This window comes from Bradyrhizobium sp. WBOS08 (assembly GCF_024585125.1).
Taxonomy (GTDB): Bacteria; Pseudomonadota; Alphaproteobacteria; order Rhizobiales; family Xanthobacteraceae; genus Bradyrhizobium; species Bradyrhizobium japonicum_B.
In genome coordinates, this window is record NZ_CP028988.1 from 2,815,989 (window position 1) to 2,830,533 (window position 14,545).

General features: G+C 65.4%; 16 protein-coding genes and 1 pseudogene. 9 read left to right on the plus strand and 8 right to left on the minus strand.

The genetic code is table 11. From position 1 onward, the window contains the following. Nucleotides 1-192: 192 nt before the first annotated feature. From DCM80_RS13375 to DCM80_RS13395, 5 genes and pseudogenes are all read left to right on the plus strand, one after another. A pseudogene (locus DCM80_RS13375) lies at nucleotides 193-1,101 on the plus strand (YifB family Mg chelatase-like AAA ATPase); the annotation flags it as partial. 109 nt (nucleotides 1,102-1,210) lie between these two features. Then, nucleotides 1,211-1,678 carry a hypothetical protein gene (locus tag DCM80_RS13380; RefSeq protein ID WP_257197387.1) on the plus strand — a complete coding sequence of 156 codons (468 nt, stop codon included), beginning with the start codon at nucleotides 1,211-1,213 and terminating at the stop codon, nucleotides 1,676-1,678. Nucleotides 1,679-1,793: 115 nt separating this feature from the next. Beyond that, a complete protein-coding gene (locus tag DCM80_RS13385; RefSeq protein ID WP_257197388.1) occupies nucleotides 1,794-4,019 on the plus strand; it encodes an ATP-binding protein in 2,226 nt (741 codons plus the stop codon). A 108-nt stretch (nucleotides 4,020-4,127) separates the two neighbouring features. Continuing rightward, entirely contained in the window at nucleotides 4,128-4,757 is a 630-nt protein-coding gene (locus tag DCM80_RS13390) for a histidine phosphatase family protein (RefSeq protein WP_257197389.1), read from the plus strand. Between the two features lie 113 nt (nucleotides 4,758-4,870). Then, complete coding sequence (locus tag DCM80_RS13395; RefSeq protein ID WP_257197390.1) at nucleotides 4,871-5,929, plus strand: AI-2E family transporter; 1,059 nt, start codon at nucleotides 4,871-4,873, stop codon at nucleotides 5,927-5,929. A gap of 4 nt (nucleotides 5,930-5,933) precedes the next feature. Here DCM80_RS13395 and DCM80_RS13400 read toward each other — a convergent pair whose 3' ends face one another. The 8 genes from DCM80_RS13400 to hisB all read right to left on the minus strand — a co-directional run bounded on the left by DCM80_RS13400 (nucleotide 5,934) and on the right by hisB (nucleotide 11,060). Further along, complete coding sequence (locus tag DCM80_RS13400) at nucleotides 5,934-6,173, minus strand: hypothetical protein (RefSeq protein WP_257197391.1); 240 nt, start codon at nucleotides 6,171-6,173, stop codon at nucleotides 5,934-5,936. Nucleotides 6,174-6,273: 100 nt separating this feature from the next. Further along, nucleotides 6,274-7,230: a type I pantothenate kinase gene (coaA, locus tag DCM80_RS13405; protein WP_257197392.1), complete on the minus strand. Its 957-nt coding sequence runs from the start codon at nucleotides 7,228-7,230 to the stop codon at nucleotides 6,274-6,276. An 83-nt stretch (nucleotides 7,231-7,313) separates the two neighbouring features. Then, nucleotides 7,314-7,637 carry a phosphoribosyl-ATP diphosphatase gene (locus DCM80_RS13410; RefSeq protein WP_257197393.1) on the minus strand — a complete coding sequence of 108 codons (324 nt, stop codon included), beginning with the start codon at nucleotides 7,635-7,637 and terminating at the stop codon, nucleotides 7,314-7,316. A 77-nt stretch (nucleotides 7,638-7,714) separates the two neighbouring features. Beyond that, complete coding sequence (gene hisF, locus DCM80_RS13415; protein ID WP_257197394.1) at nucleotides 7,715-8,488, minus strand: imidazole glycerol phosphate synthase subunit HisF; 774 nt, start codon at nucleotides 8,486-8,488, stop codon at nucleotides 7,715-7,717. Nucleotides 8,489-8,491: 3 nt separating this feature from the next. Continuing rightward, nucleotides 8,492-9,238 carry a 1-(5-phosphoribosyl)-5-[(5-phosphoribosylamino)methylideneamino]imidazole-4-carboxamide isomerase gene (hisA, locus tag DCM80_RS13420; protein ID WP_257197395.1) on the minus strand — a complete coding sequence of 249 codons (747 nt, stop codon included), beginning with the start codon at nucleotides 9,236-9,238 and terminating at the stop codon, nucleotides 8,492-8,494. After that, complete coding sequence (gene hisH, locus DCM80_RS13425) at nucleotides 9,226-9,876, minus strand: imidazole glycerol phosphate synthase subunit HisH (RefSeq protein WP_028133459.1); 651 nt, start codon at nucleotides 9,874-9,876, stop codon at nucleotides 9,226-9,228. The genes hisA and hisH overlap by 13 nt, the downstream gene beginning before the upstream one ends. Next, nucleotides 9,873-10,403 carry a DUF2628 domain-containing protein gene (locus DCM80_RS13430; RefSeq protein WP_257197396.1) on the minus strand — a complete coding sequence of 177 codons (531 nt, stop codon included), beginning with the start codon at nucleotides 10,401-10,403 and terminating at the stop codon, nucleotides 9,873-9,875. Before DCM80_RS13430 ends, hisH begins: the two co-directional genes overlap by 4 nt. Nucleotides 10,404-10,466: 63 nt before the next feature. After that, nucleotides 10,467-11,060, minus strand: a complete 594-nt coding sequence (hisB, locus tag DCM80_RS13435) for an imidazoleglycerol-phosphate dehydratase HisB (protein WP_257197397.1) — start codon at nucleotides 11,058-11,060, stop codon at nucleotides 10,467-10,469. 250 nt (nucleotides 11,061-11,310) lie between these two features. Between hisB and hslV the strand changes: the two genes are divergently transcribed. The 4 genes from hslV to hslU all read left to right on the plus strand — a co-directional run bounded on the left by hslV (nucleotide 11,311) and on the right by hslU (nucleotide 14,537). After that, entirely contained in the window at nucleotides 11,311-11,871 is a 561-nt protein-coding gene (gene hslV / locus DCM80_RS13440; protein WP_028133456.1) for an ATP-dependent protease subunit HslV, read from the plus strand. Nucleotides 11,872-12,059: 188 nt separating this feature from the next. Further along, nucleotides 12,060-12,542, plus strand: a complete 483-nt coding sequence (locus DCM80_RS13445; RefSeq protein WP_257197398.1) for a GNAT family N-acetyltransferase — start codon at nucleotides 12,060-12,062, stop codon at nucleotides 12,540-12,542. Beyond that, a complete protein-coding gene (locus tag DCM80_RS13450; RefSeq protein ID WP_257197399.1) occupies nucleotides 12,539-13,180 on the plus strand; it encodes a DUF2585 domain-containing protein in 642 nt (213 codons plus the stop codon). The genes DCM80_RS13445 and DCM80_RS13450 overlap by 4 nt, the downstream gene beginning before the upstream one ends. A 52-nt stretch (nucleotides 13,181-13,232) precedes the next feature. Beyond that, nucleotides 13,233-14,537, plus strand: a complete 1,305-nt coding sequence (gene hslU / locus DCM80_RS13455; RefSeq protein WP_257197400.1) for an ATP-dependent protease ATPase subunit HslU — start codon at nucleotides 13,233-13,235, stop codon at nucleotides 14,535-14,537. The last annotated feature ends 8 nt before the right edge of the window (nucleotides 14,538-14,545 follow it).

The following is a 14,545-nucleotide window of genomic DNA, read 5'->3' on the forward strand; positions in this document are numbered from 1 at the left end:
CCCCCTTCCGCTTTCGCGGCACCCCCGCAAGGTAAAGTTACCGTACGCTGATTTGCGGTTGGAGCAAAATCGTCTCATTATGCACCGCAAGGCCTTGATACTGCTGTGCTATCCCTTAACGGCCCCGTGACCCTTCCACAGGATTATTGCATATCGCCTATGCAAACGCGCGGGAGCTGTTGTCATTGAGCATATCACCTCCTCATGATCGGCGCGCCCGGCGCCGGCAAGTCGATGCTGGCCGCGCGGCTGCCCTCGATCCTGCCGCCGCTGTCGCCGGGCGAGCTGCTCGAGGTCTCGATGATCGCCTCCGTGGCCGGCGAGATCGAAGGGGGCGCGCTGACGGCGCGGCGGCCGTTCCGCTCACCGCATCATTCCGCCAGCATGGCCGCGCTCACCGGCGGCGGCATGCGCGCCAAGCCCGGCGAGATCTCGCTGGCGCATCAGGGCGTGCTGTTCCTCGACGAGCTGCCCGAATTCGATCCGCGCGTGCTGGATTCGCTGCGGCAGCCGCTGGAGAACGGCGAGGTCGCGGTGTCGCGCGCCAATCATCGCGTCACCTACCCTGCCCGCTTCATGCTGGTCGCGGCGATGAATCCGTGTCGCTGCGGCAATGCGTTCGAGCCCGGCTATGCCTGCAAGCGCGGCCGCATCGACCGCTGCACCGGCGATTACCAGGCGCGCATCTCCGGCCCGTTGATGGACCGCATCGATCTGCGCATCGAGGTGCCGGCGGTGACCGCGGCGGATCTGATCCTGCCGCCGCCGGCGGAAGGATCGGCCGAGGTCGCCGCGCGCGTGGCGGCAGCGCGCGACATCCAGCTGGCGCGCTATGCCGATGCCGGCCTGCCGCATGTTCGAACCAATGCCGAGGCGCCCGCCTCGGTGCTGGAGGAGATCGCCAAGCCGGATGCGCAGGGCGCCAAGCTGTTGCGCGACGCCGCCGAGACCATGCGGCTGTCGGCGCGCGGCTATCATCGCGTGCTGCGGGTGGCGCGCACGCTGGCCGACCTCGACCATGCCGACAAGATCGGCCGGCTGCACCTCGCCGAAGCGCTGTCCTATCGCGCACTCGCGGAGGATGTGCGGCAGATGGCGTGATGATACCGCGCGTCAACCCGGCGGTAACGAGTTTCCTTTACGCTCTGCAAACCATAGGGCCCGCTGATTTCGGCTGCGAGTTCCCCGAGGGCCCGGCGAGTAGAGTGTCATGTTGCGTTTCAAGATCCTGGCCTCCGTTATTCCCTTGCTGGCGGCTGCGGTGTTTGCTCGGGCCGAGATCGGATCGGTCTCGCATCCCTGCATCGCGGTGGGCGAGACCTCGGTCGAGCTCACCTCGCTGTTCTGGACCGCCGGCGTTCATGTCGCCTTCACCGAAGATCCCACGCGCGCCACGGTCCGGGTTCAGGTCACCGAGGAGTCAGACGCCGCGGACTTCGCCCTGGTCGACGACGGCCTCGGGTCCGAGCCGGAGACCTGTCAGGCCAATCCTTCGACGCGCCTCGTCTCGATCGCCGCTCAGCCTGTCGATGGCGGCGAGGTGATCTATCTCTCCAGCGAAGGGCCGGCGGATTACCGCATCTATGTGCGCTCGAAGTCGGTCTCGCTGCGCGAGGCGGCGGCGCTGATCGTCGGCGCCCGCGGCAGCCATCGCCAGCTCCAGGCGGCCTCGCTCTGAAGCGTTAACATTTCGGCAACCCTGTTCGGAGGCGGAGCCGAAGCCTCAAACTGTTCGCAAGGTGGACGCGACATCGTCGCACACGGCGGCGGGTTTCAGACAAGGGTCGGTGGCGATGGGTCGGACGTTCCGGATCAAGGTGCGCATGCGCCGTTTCAGGCGGCAGCACCCCCGCATCGCCTTCGCGATCCGCTCCTTCATGATCTTCTCGGCGACCTTCGGCGGCGCCTATGGCTTCGTGTCAGGCAGCCGGTCCGACACCTCCGGCTACGATCCCCACATCTTTGCGATCGGCGCGAGCTTCCTGTTCGCGCTCGCCTGCCTCGGGCTTGCGACTCTGAGCATGCGCCTGCGCTTCGTCGGCAAGCGGCTGCGTACGCTTGCCGCCCACAACGAAGCCCTGATCGACCGCAATTGGGAGCTGAAGGAAGCGGAAGAACGCGCCCGCAGCCTGTTCGAGCAGCAGGGCGACCTCATCGTGCTGCGCGACACCGATGGCCGCATCACCTTCGCCAACGAGGCCTATTGCGCGCTCGCGGGACAGACGCGCGCCGCGCTGGTCGGCACGCGTTTCGATTTCGACGTGCTGGAGCAGGGCGACAGCGCGCGCGAGAGCAACGGCACGCGGATCCACGACCAGAAGATCGTAACCCCGCTCGGCCCGCGCTGGATCGCCTGGCGCGAGGGCTATGTCCGCCTCGATGCCGGCCAGCCCGCCGAATTGCAGAGCGTGGGGCGCGACGTCACCGATCGCACCGAAACCGAACGCGCCTTGTCCGAGGCGCGCGACCAGGCCGACGCCGCCAACCGCGCCAAATCGCGCTTCCTGGCGATGGCCTCGCACGAGATCCGCACGCCGCTCAACGGCATCATCGGCATGGGCGGCCTCCTGCTCGACACCCATCTGACGCCGGAGCAGGCGACCTATGCCAAGGCAGTCAAGACCTCGGGCGAAGCCTTGATGGCGCTGATCGAGGAATTGCTCGACTATTCCAAGATCGAGGCCGGCAAGCTCGATCTCGAGCAGCGTCCCTTCGCGCTCTCCGTCCTGATCGAGGAGATCACCGAGCTGCTGGCTCCGCGCGCGCAGGCGAAGTCGCTCGAGATCGCCGCCTATGTCGACGAGCGCCTGCCGCTGGAGGTGGTCGGCGATTCCGCACGGCTGCGCCAGGTGCTGCTCAACCTCGCCGGCAACGCCATCAAGTTCACCGCTCAGGGCGGCGTCGCGCTGATCGTCGAGCCCGGCATCTGGCCGAACGAGATCAGCTTCCTGGTCCGCGACACCGGCATCGGCATCGCGCCGGAGGCGCGGCAGCGGATCTTCCGCGAATTCGAGCAGGCCGACGAGCGCGTCGCCCGCACCTATGGCGGCACCGGGCTCGGCCTTGCCATCAGCGAGCGCATCGTCAAGCGCATGGGCGGCCGCATCACGCTCGAAAGCGCGCCGGGCAAAGGCTCGACCTTCGAGATCGCAGTGCCGCTTCCGGCCCCACAAGCCAGCGCGGGACAGACGGTCTTTCCGAGCCCCGACCTTGCCGGCAAATCGATCCTCCTCGTCGCCGACGGCATCGAAGCCGCGCTGATCGCGCGGCGGCTGGAGCGCTGGGGCGGCCAGACCTGCCTGGTTGCGGACGCGGCGGTTGCCGAGGCGCTGCTGCCGGAACGCTCTTGGCACGCGGTGCTGATCGATCGCGCGATCGGTCCTGCCATGGCCGACCATTTGGGTGAAATGGCCCGCGCACATGCACCGCAGCGCCTCGTGCTGCTGACGTCGAGCTCGCGCCACGAAGAGCTGTCGCCTGATTTCACCGGGTTCCTGGTGAAGCCGCTGCGGGCGGCCTCGCTCGCCGCGCGTCTTACGCTGACGCCGGAGATCGCATCGCCCGAGCTCGCGCCGGAACCGGCGGCTGAAGCTGCCGGCGCCACGCAAGCGAAGGGCCTCTCGATTCTCGTCGCCGAGGACAACGAGATCAACGCGCTGCTGATGCGCTCGCTGCTGACGAAACTCGGCCATCGCGTCGTCATCGCCGTCGACGGCGAGGCCGCGCTGGAATCGTGGCTCGCCGCTGCATCGGCCGGCACGCCCTATGATCTCGTGCTGATGGATATCCAGATGCCGCAGCTCGACGGCATCGAGGCGACGAAGCGAATTCGCGCGCATGAGGCCGCCGCGGGCAGCCATCGCACCCCGATCCTCGCGCTCACCGCCAATACGCTGGTGGAGGACCGCTATGCCTGCTTCGAGGCGGGCATGACCGGATTTCTGATCAAGCCGCTCGATCGCGACAAGCTCGACGAAGCGCTGGCCGGGCTCGCGGCGTCACAACGGCTGCCCGTCTAGTCGGGAACTCACGGGAACCCGGGTCGGGCCGGGCAATGGACAATTGAAATCCACCGCGTTGCGCGTCACCATCCTCGGGGGCTATTTTTGCAATAGAGGATTTTGCGCATGAACGTGCTTTGCCGCCTCGCATTGATTGTTGTTCTCGCCGGTTTCTCCCGACACGCCGCGGCCGATACGCCGGAGCTCGTCGCCTCGCTCAAGCAAGGCGGCTTCGTGCTGATCTTTCGGCACACCGCCACCGACGACAGCCAAAAGGATATCTACCCATTCAAGTTCGACGATATGAGCGCCCAGCGTCAGCTCAGCGACAAGGGCAGGGACATGGCGCGCCAGATCGGGGCGGCGGTCAAGGAACTCGCGATCCCCGTCGGCGATGTCTACACCAGCCGGCTGAACCGCGCGATCGAGGCCGGCAAGCTGATCTCCGGCCGCGAGGTCAAGCCGGTCGATGCGTTGACGGACAGCAGCAATGCCAGCGCGTCGGGAATGGCAAACCCGACCGGCGCCAATGCGAAGGCCGGCCAGGCCGTGCGTCAGCTGGTCGACGCGCCGCCGAAGGCGGGCACCAACACGTTACTGGTCACTCACAAGACCAACATCGCCGATGCCTTTGGCAAGGAGGCCGGCAACGTCGAGGAAGGCGAGGCCTTCGTCTACAAGACCAACGGCTCCGGGCCCGCCACGTTCGCGGGGCGCATCAAGATCGCGGATTGGACTGCGAAGAGCGGCAAGTGACGGACTGACACCCAATCCGCCGCCGGCGCGACGGCGGCGGGACGGGACTTGCCGCTCCGTTACGATCCTGTGCTACCAACGTGCCGTAAGGTGCGACTGGAGACCGGCGACACGTGAGAACATCGGAAGACCGCTCATTCCTCGTCTGGCTCGGAATCATCACCCTCGCGTTCGGATGGCTGCTTTGGCCGTTCTCCGGCGCCTTGCTGTGGGCTACGCTGCTGGCGATCATCTTCGCGCCGGTCTATCGCCGCTTTCTGGAAGGGCTTCCGGAATGGCGCAATCTTGCCGCGCTTTCCACCGTCATCGTGGTGGTCGTCCTGGTCCTGATCCCGGTCGGGATCGTGATCGCTTCGCTCATCGACCAGGGCGGCGAGCTGTATCAGCGCATTCAGGCCGGCGAGATCGATCTGACTCATCCCCTGCAGCAACTGAAAGCCGCGCTGCCGGGCTGGGCCACGTCCATCTCGGATCGCCTGGCTGGCATTGATCTCTCGGCGCTGAAAGAACGCCTGTCCGGCCTGGTGGTCCCGGCCGGCCAGCAATTGGCCGGGCATGCGATCAACATCGGCCAGTTGACGCTGGAGTTCGTCGCGAGCCTGCTGGTGATGCTGTATCTGCTGTTCTTCTTCCTGCGCGACGGCGAGGAGCTAAACTTGCGCATCCGCGGCGCACTGCCGCTGCGCGCGGGCCAAACCGCCGAGATTCTGGACGCGTTCATCCTGGCAGTTCGCGGGACCATCAAGGGGATTATATTGGTTGCGCTAATCCAAGGCGCGCTTGGCGGACTGATCTTCTGGCTGCTCGGCCTGACTGCACCGCTGCTGGCCGGCGCCATCATGGCGCTGCTGTCGCTTCTGCCCGTGCTCGGCTCCGCGCTGGTCTGGGTTCCGGCCGGCCTCTATTTGCTGGTGTCAGGCGCCGTGACCAAGGGAATCATCCTGCTCGCTTTCGGAACCTTCGTCATCGGCCTCGCCGATAATTTTCTGCGCCCGGTCCTGGTCGGCCAGTCGATCCGGATGCCGAGCTATGTCGTCCTGCTGGCGACGCTGGGCGGTCTTGCGACCTTCGGCGCCAACGGTTTCGTCATCGGCCCGCTCGTTGCCGCCATGTTCCTGACGGCGTGGAGTATCTACGGCGGCTCGAAAGAACGATTGAAGGTCCGGGAATGAACTGTCACGCGGCGTAAACAAGGAACCGCGGCGCGGAGAGCTTGTCCGGCTTCACCTGGCTTGCCTTGAAGACCGTATCGGTCTTGGCGGCGCGCTTGCAATGCGGGCACACGAAGAGATGCGCGATGATCGGAACAGGCTCGTCCGCGAGCAGTTCCGAGCGGAACCATTTCATCTCGATATGGCAGTCCGGGCAGCTCGGCGCTTCGAGCAGCTCGGCAGCACTTCTGAGACGATCAACCATGGCGCCCTCGCGTTTCGTACGCTCATAGTCGAATACCTTTTGCCGGTCTGCAACAAAAGACACTCTGCCGGACGACCCTGGATCTCGCCAACCGGCGCGCTTACAGCCGCCGCAACGCCACGCTCTCCACGGTGTGGTCGGCGCCCTTCTTCAGGATCAGCGTCGCGCGAGGGCGGGTCGGCAGGATGTTGTCCTCGAGATTGGCGAGGTTGGTACGTTCCCAGATCGCGATCGCGGTGGCGGTGGCCTCGTCGTCCGACAGCAGGGCGTAGCGGTTGAAGTAGGATTTCGGGTTGGTGAACGCGGTGTCGCGCAGCGCCAGGAAGCGCTTGATGTACCATTGCCGTAGCGCCGCCTCGTCGGCGTCGATATAGACCGAGAAGTCGAAAAAGTCGGAGACCACAGGCACCGCCTTGCCGTCGCGCGGCAGCTTGCCGGTCTGCAGCACGTTGACGCCCTCGACGATCAGGATGTCGGGCTGATCGACCTCTGCCCACTGGTTCGGCACGATGTCGTAGGTCAGATGCGAATAGACCGGCGCGCGCACATGGCCGCGGCCGGACTTGATATCGGAGAGGAAGCTGAGCAGCAGCGGCAGGTCGTAGCTCTCGGGAAAACCCTTCTTCTGCATGATGCCCTGCCGATCGAGCACGGCGTTGGGATAGAGAAACCCGTCGGTGGTGATCAGCTCGACCTTCGGGCGCGGCGACCAGCGCGCCAGCAGGGCCTGGAGCACGCGGGCCGTGGTGGACTTCCCGACGGCGACCGATCCGGCGACGCCGATGATGTAGGGCACCTTGCGGTCGCGGATGTTGAGGAACTGGCGCTCGGCGTAATACAGGCGCTGCATCGCATCGACATAGATCGAGAGCAGGCGCGACAGCGGCAGGTAAATGTCCTCGACCTCCTGAAAGTCGAGGCGATCGTGCAGTGAGCGCAGCCGGTCGAACTCGCCCGGCTCCAGCGTCATCGGCGTGTCGTCGCGCAGACGTGCCCATTCCTCGCGCGTATAGACCCGGTAGGGATTATACTGCTGCTCGGGTGCGCGGATATCCATGACGCCGCCTTTCCGTTGCGCTAGAGCATGATCCGGAAAAGTGTGAAGCAGTTTTCCGAAACGATCATGCTCAAACAATAATCTCAATCGCTCTTGCGCGAAGCCTTTTCTTCCAACCCTGACATCGAAGTGCGCTTAGCCAGCACCGCCTCGACCTCTTCCAGCTTTATGCCGCGTGCCTTCAGCAGCACAAGGAAATGATAGAGCAGGTCGGCACTTTCAGCGACCAGATGCGCGCGGTCGTTTTCGACTGCTGCGATTACGGTTTCGACTGCCTCTTCGCCGAACTTCTTGGCGCAATGCTCGGCGCCCTTGTCCAGCAGCTTGCGGGTATAGGACGCCTCGCCGCCGGCCGCCGCGCGGACGTCGATGGTCTCGGCCAGATCGTGGATCGTGAAACGCGGCATCGGATTACTCAAAGACACATGGGGCCAAGGAGACCGGCGCCCACCTGGATGTGTAGCATTTTTGCAGGCGGGAGTCGTCAGGCATCGAGGCGCATCGGCAGCCCGCGGCGGGCCATGTGCTCCTTGGCTTCGCGGATGGTGAATTCCCCGAAATGGAAGATCGAGGCCGCCAGCACGGCCGTGGCGTGTCCGTCGCGGATACCATCGACGAGATGATCGAGATTGCCGACGCCGCCCGAAGCGATCACCGGAACGGGCACGCTGTCGGCGATCGCCCGGGTCAGGGGGATGTCGAATCCCTGCCTGGTGCCGTCGCGGTCCATCGAGGTGAGCAGGATTTCACCAGCGCCGAGCGCGACGACTTCCTGGGCATATTCGATCGCGTCGATGCCGGTCGAGTTGCGGCCGCCATGGGTGAAGATCTCCCAGCGCTCGCCGCCCGGACGCTTCACCCGCTTGGCGTCGATCGCAACCACGACGCATTGTTCGCCGAATTTCTCGGCCGCTTCCTTGACGAACTCGCGCCGGGAGACCGCGGCGCTGTTGATCGAGACCTTGTCGGCACCGGCGCGCAGCAGCGTCTTGATGTCGGTGACCTCGCGCACCCCGCCGCCGACGGTGACGGGCATGAAGCAGGCTTCCGCGGTGCGCCGGACCACGTCCAGCATGATGCCGCGGTTCTCGTGGGTCGCCGTGATGTCGAGGAAGGTGAGCTCGTCGGCCCCGGCGGCGTCATAGGCAATCGCGGCCTCGACGGGGTCGCCGGCATCCCTGAGATCGACGAAGTTGACGCCCTTGACGACACGACCGTCCTTGACGTCGAGGCAGGGGATCACACGCACCTTGAACATGTGTCAGCTCCTGCGCGCGTCGCGGATCAAAGTGAGGGCGGCGGAGGGATCGAACCGGCCGTCATAGAGCGCGCGGCCGGCGATCGCGCCGGCGAGCTTTTTCGCGCGCGGCGCCAGCATCGCCTTGACGTCCTCGATCGAGGCGAGGCCGCCCGAGGCGATCACTGGGATTGAGATGGCGTCCGCGAGCGCAATGGTCGCATCCAGGTTCAGACCCTTGAGCAGGCCGTCGCGCGCGATGTCGGTGAAGATGATGGCGGCGACGCCGGCGTCCTCGAACCGCTGTGCGATCTCCAGCACCGTGACCTGGGAGGTCTCGGCCCAGCCTTCGACCGCGACCTTGCCGTCGCGGGCATCGAGCCCGACCGCGACGCGGCCGGGAAATGTCTTCGCGGCGGATTTCACCAGTTCGGGATCACGCACCGCCGCCGTGCCGATGATGACGCGGGTGATGCCCTTGTCGAGCCAGGCTTCGACGGTCTTGAGATCGCGAATGCCGCCGCCGAGCTGCACCGGGATCTTGATCGTCTTCAGCATCGCCTCGACGGCCTCTGCATTCACCGGCTTGCCGGCAAAGGCGCCGTCGAGGTCGACGACGTGGAGGTATTCAAAGCCCTGCTCGACGAAGCTCTGCGCCTGCGCCGCCGGATTGAGGTTGAACACGGTTGCGCGCGCCATGTCGCCTTGCTCGAGGCGCACGCACTGGCCGTTCTTGAGGTCGATCGCGGGGAAGAGAATCACGGTTTCCATCGCAAGAAGTTCGAGATCAGGGCGAGGCCGAAGCGCTGGCTCTTCTCGGGGTGAAATTGCGTGCCGATGGCGGTGTCCCTGCCCACGATCGCGGTGACGGGCCCGCCGTAATCGGCGCGCGCGAGCACGTCCGCCTCGCTGGCCGCGTTGAGGTGATAGGAGTGCACGAAATAAGCGTGCTGGCCCTTGGGGCCGAGCGGCAGCTTGTTCAGCACCGGATGCTCCTGCAGCAGGTCGAGCGTGTTCCAGCCCATGTGCGGGATCTTCAAGCTCTCGTCGCGCGGCGTGATCTTCTCGACGTCGCCGCCGATCCAGTTCAGGCCCTCGGTGATGACATGCTCCTTGCCGCGGCTCGCCATCAGCTGCATGCCGACGCAGATGCCGAAGAACGGCCGCGCCTTGACGCGCACCGCTTCGGTGATCGCCTCGACCATGCCGTTAACGGCATCGAGCCCGCGCCGGCAATCGGCGAACGCGCCGACGCCGGGCAGCACCAGGCGGTCGGCCTCGTAAGCCTGGTCCGGATCGCTGGTGACAAAGACCTTTTGCGGGTTGTCCAGGCTGCGCGCGGCGCGCTCGAACGCCTTTGCGGCGGAATGCAGATTGCCGGAACCGTAATCGATGATGGCGACGCTCATCTTGACCCTCCCGGTTCTGGAAACAACCCGATGATGCCGCCGGCCGGAAGCGGCGGCGGGTTCGAGAATTGCTGGCCCGGCACGCTGCGGGTCGGCGGCGGGCCGCCGCGGTCGACGGCCCATTGATCATTGACGATGCCGTGCTGCTTCTGGCTCCAGCGCTCGAAGAAGCGGCGCTCGGCGGTGTCTCCGTCGTCGGCCACCACCACGTCGAGCTGGCGCCATTTGCCGCGCGACAAAGTCCAGCGCCGCAGGCTCGAGGCCTCCAGGCCCATCAGCAGCGCGACGACGAGATCGGCGAAGAAGATCGACGAGCGTCCGATCCCGAGGCTCGACAGCCCCGCATTGAACGCGGCGATGAAGATCAGATAGCCGATCAGCGCCAGCCACAGCCGATTCCACAGCAGCCAGAACGGGCCGAAGATCATCGCCCAGAAATGGAAACCGTCGCGCACGAACACGAACTTGTCGGTCGCGCGCAAATCGGCTCCGGCGGGAGAGGGTGCATGAACTGTGTAGACAGGCATGGTGATGCCTCGTTCCTCGGAAGTCAGAGATACCGCAAGCGGCGCATGCCGCCGGGAGAGACGTCAGCCGCCGAGCGAGCCCTTGGTGGACGGGATTTCGCCCACAGCCTTCGGATCGATCGCGACCGCCGTGCGCAGCGCCCGCGCCAGACCCTTGAAGCAGGATTCGGCGATATGGTGGCTGTTATCGCCATATAGGGTCTCGACGTGCAGAGTCACGCCGGCGTTGATGGCAAAGGCCTGGAACCATTCCCGCACCAGTTCGGTGTCGAACTCGCCGATCTTGTCGCGGGGGAAGTCGGCCTTGAACACCAGGAACGGTCGGCCCGAGATGTCGATCACCACGCGCGTCAGCGTCTCGTCCATGGGCATGTGCACGCCGGCATAGCGGGTGATGCCCGCCATGTTGCCGAGCGCCTGCTTGACCGCCTGGCCGAGCGCGATGCCGGTGTCCTCGGTGGTATGGTGATAATCAATGTGCAGATCGCCCACCGCCTTGACCGTGAGGTCGATGCGGGAATGGCGAGCGAGGAGATCGAGCATATGGTCGAAAAAGCCGATGCCGGTCGCGATATTGGCCACGCCTGATCCATCGAGGTTCACGGAGACCTCGATCTCGGTTTCCTTGGTCTTGCGCTTGATCGTCGCGGTGCGCATTGAAGGCTTTCGCTTCTCTTTGAGCCTGATCCTTCCCGGAAAACCGGTACCCACTTTTCCGGGATCATGCTCGGGGCCGAAAACGCCAGTCTCTTAACAGCCAAATGACGCCTTCGCTACTGCGGGAGCGGCCGGTCGGGCCTCTACTTCTGCCTATGGTGAGCGAAATTCGGCCCGGAACGGCCCGTTGTGCCCAGGTTGTCCCGTTGTCCCTGACCGCCTAAATCAGGCCGGACAACGAGGATCATTCATGCAGGACTCCCAGAACAGCTCGCCGGGCTGGCACGGCACTACGATCTTGACGGTTCGCAAGGGCGGCAGGGTGGTGGTTGGCGGCGACGGCCAGGTTTCGATCGGCCAGACCGTGATCAAGTCCAACGCCAAGAAGGTCCGAAAGCTCGGCAAGGGCGACGTGATCGGCGGCTTTGCCGGCGCAACCGCCGACGCCTTCACCCTGTTCGAGCGGCTGGAAGCCAAGCTCGAGCAATATCCGGGGCAGCTGACCCGGGCCGCGGTGGAGCTCGCCAAGGACTGGCGCACCGACCGCTATTTGCGGCGGCTGGAGGCCATGATGATCGTGGCCGACAAGGACGTCTCCCTGGTCCTGACGGGCACCGGCGACGTGCTGGAGCCCGAGGCCGGCGTGATGGCGATCGGCTCCGGCGGCAATTACGCGCTGGCGGCGGCACGGGCCCTGCTCGACACCGACAAGGACGCCGAGACCATCGTCCGCCGCGCCATGGACATCGCCGCCGACATCTGCGTCTACACCAACCGCAGTCTGACCATCGAGAGCCTGGCGACCGGGTAGGGCTGTGGCTGTGTTTGGACGGTGGCGTTCCGAACTCGGTGCAACCTCTCCCGCTTGCGGGGGAGGTCGGCGCAGCGCGCCGGGTGGGGGCTCTCTCATCTTGGGGGCTGTCCCATTGTGGAGAAACCCTCTCCCCAGCCCTCCCCCGCAAGCGGGGGAGGGAGCACAGTGCCGCCGTGGCCGATAGAATGGCTCAACGCTACACCTTCCGCCCGATGACATCGGGCGACATGCCGCTGATCCGGCGCTGGCTCGATGCGCCCCATGTCGCCGAATGGTGGCACGATCCGGAGACGCTCGAATTGGTCGGCGGCGATCTCGATCATCCGGATCTGGCGCAGTTCATCGTCAGCCATGACGAGATGCCCTTCGCCTATCTGCAGTGCTACCAGATCGGCGATTGGCACGTCAGCTTCGGTCCGCAGCCGGTGGGCACACGCGGCCTCGATCAGTTCATCGGCGAGCCAGACATGCTCGGATGCGGCCACGGCTCCGCTTTCATCCGCGCCTTCATCGACCAGCTCTTCGCGCGCGGCGTGCCGCGCATCGTGATCGATCCTGCTCCGGCCAATGGCCGCGCCATTCGGGCCTATGAGAAAGCCGGATTTGTGCCGCAGCATGTTATCGTCACGCCCGACGGTCCCGCACTCCTGATGATCCGAGACTCATGACGCTCACCGCGACCCCCGCCGCAAAGACTGCCAAGCCCGCATTTCCGCCGCTCGGCTGGGTCGGCATCGCGTTATTGCTGTTGGCGCTGCAGGCCGCGATCCTGCTCGCGATGGGCCGGGTGCCGATCTGCAGTTGCGGCACCGTCAAGCTGTGGCACGGCGTGGTCAACAGCTCGGAGAATTCCCAGCAGATCGCCGACTGGTACAGCTTCTCGCACGTCCTGCACGGCTTCCTGTTCTACGGCCTGACCTGGCTGCTGTTCGTGCGCCTGCCGTTGCTGCCCCTCCCTCTTCCAAGTTTATCTTGGCCGGCCCGCCTGATCGTCGCCATGCTGATCGAAGGCGCCTGGGAGATCGTCGAGAACTCGCCCTTCATCATCGAGCGTTACCGCGCCGGCACGATCTCGCTGGATTATTTCGGCGACAGCATCGTCAACTCGGTCTCCGACAATCTGGCCATGGTGCTCGGGTTCCTGGCCGCGCGTGCGCTGCCCGTGACTGCGACCGTCCTGCTCGGGCTCGCCTTCGAGATCATGCTGGCGCTTCACATTCGCGACAATCTGACGCTCAACATCCTGATGCTGATCCATCCGATCGAGGCCGTGAAGCATTGGCAATCCGGCCCGCCGATCATCTGACGACCGAAAAAGCGGCTTGTCCAACCTCGCAAACGACCCTAGCTAAGGTCCCATGACAGACTTCTCTCCGCGTGAAATCGTTTCCGAACTCGACCGTTTCATCGTCGGCCAGGCCGACGCCAAGCGCGCCGTCTCGATCGCGCTGCGCAACCGCTGGCGGCGGCAACAGCTGTCCGGCTCGTTGCGCGAAGAGGTGCTGCCGAAGAACATCCTGATGATCGGCCCGACCGGCGTCGGAAAGACCGAGATCGCGCGGCGGCTCGCCAGGCTCGCGAATGCACCGTTCCTGAAGGTGGAAGCGACCAAGTTCACCGAGGTCGGCTATGTCGGCCGCGACGTCGAGCAGATCGTGCGCGACCTCGTCGAGGTCGCGATCGCCCAGGTCCGCGAGAAGAAGCGCAAGGACGTGCATGCCCGGGCGCAGCTCGCCGCCGAGGAGCGCGTGCTCGACGCGCTGGTCGGCGCCAATGCCTCGTCCACGACCCGCGAATCCTTTCGCAAGAAGCTGCGCGCCGGCGAGCTCAACGACAAGGAGATCGAGATCGAGACGCAGTCCTCGGGCGGCGGCATGCCGATGTTCGAGATCCCGGGCATGCCCGGCGCGCAGATGGGCGCGATCTCGATCGGCGACATCTTCGGCAAGCTCGGCGGTCGCAGCAAGACGCGGCGGCTCACGGTCGAGGGCTCGCACGAGATCCTGGTCAACGAGGAATCCGACAAGCTGCTGGACACCGATCAGCTGACGCTGGAGGCGATCAGCGCGGTCGAGAACAACGGCATCGTGTTCCTCGACGAGATCGACAAGATCTGCGCGCGCGACGGCCGCGTCGGCGGCGACGTCTCCCGCGAGGGCGTGCAGCGCGATCTGCTGCCGCTGATCGAGGGCACCACGGTCTCGACCAAGCACGGCGCGGTGAAGACCGACCACATCCTGTTCATCGCCTCCGGCGCGTTCCACGTCGCCAAGCCGTCGGACCTGCTGCCGGAATTGCAGGGCCGCCTTCCGATTCGCGTCGAGCTGCAGGCGCTGACCCGCGACGACATGCGCCGCATCCTGACCGAGCCCGAGGCCTCGCTGATCAAGCAATATGTCGCCTTGATGCAGACCGAGGGCGTGACGCTCGACATCACCGACGACGCGATCGACGCGCTCGCCGATGTCGCGGTCGCCGTCAATTCCACCGTCGAGAACATCGGCGCGCGGCGGCTGCAGACCGTGATGGAGCGGGTGCTGGACGAGATCTCCTTCACCGCCCCCGACCGCAGCGGCGAGACCGTCAAAGTCGACGCCGATTTCGTGCAGAAGCACGTCGGCGACCTCGCCAAGAACGCGGATCTGAGCCGGTTCATTTTGTAATTTGGGGC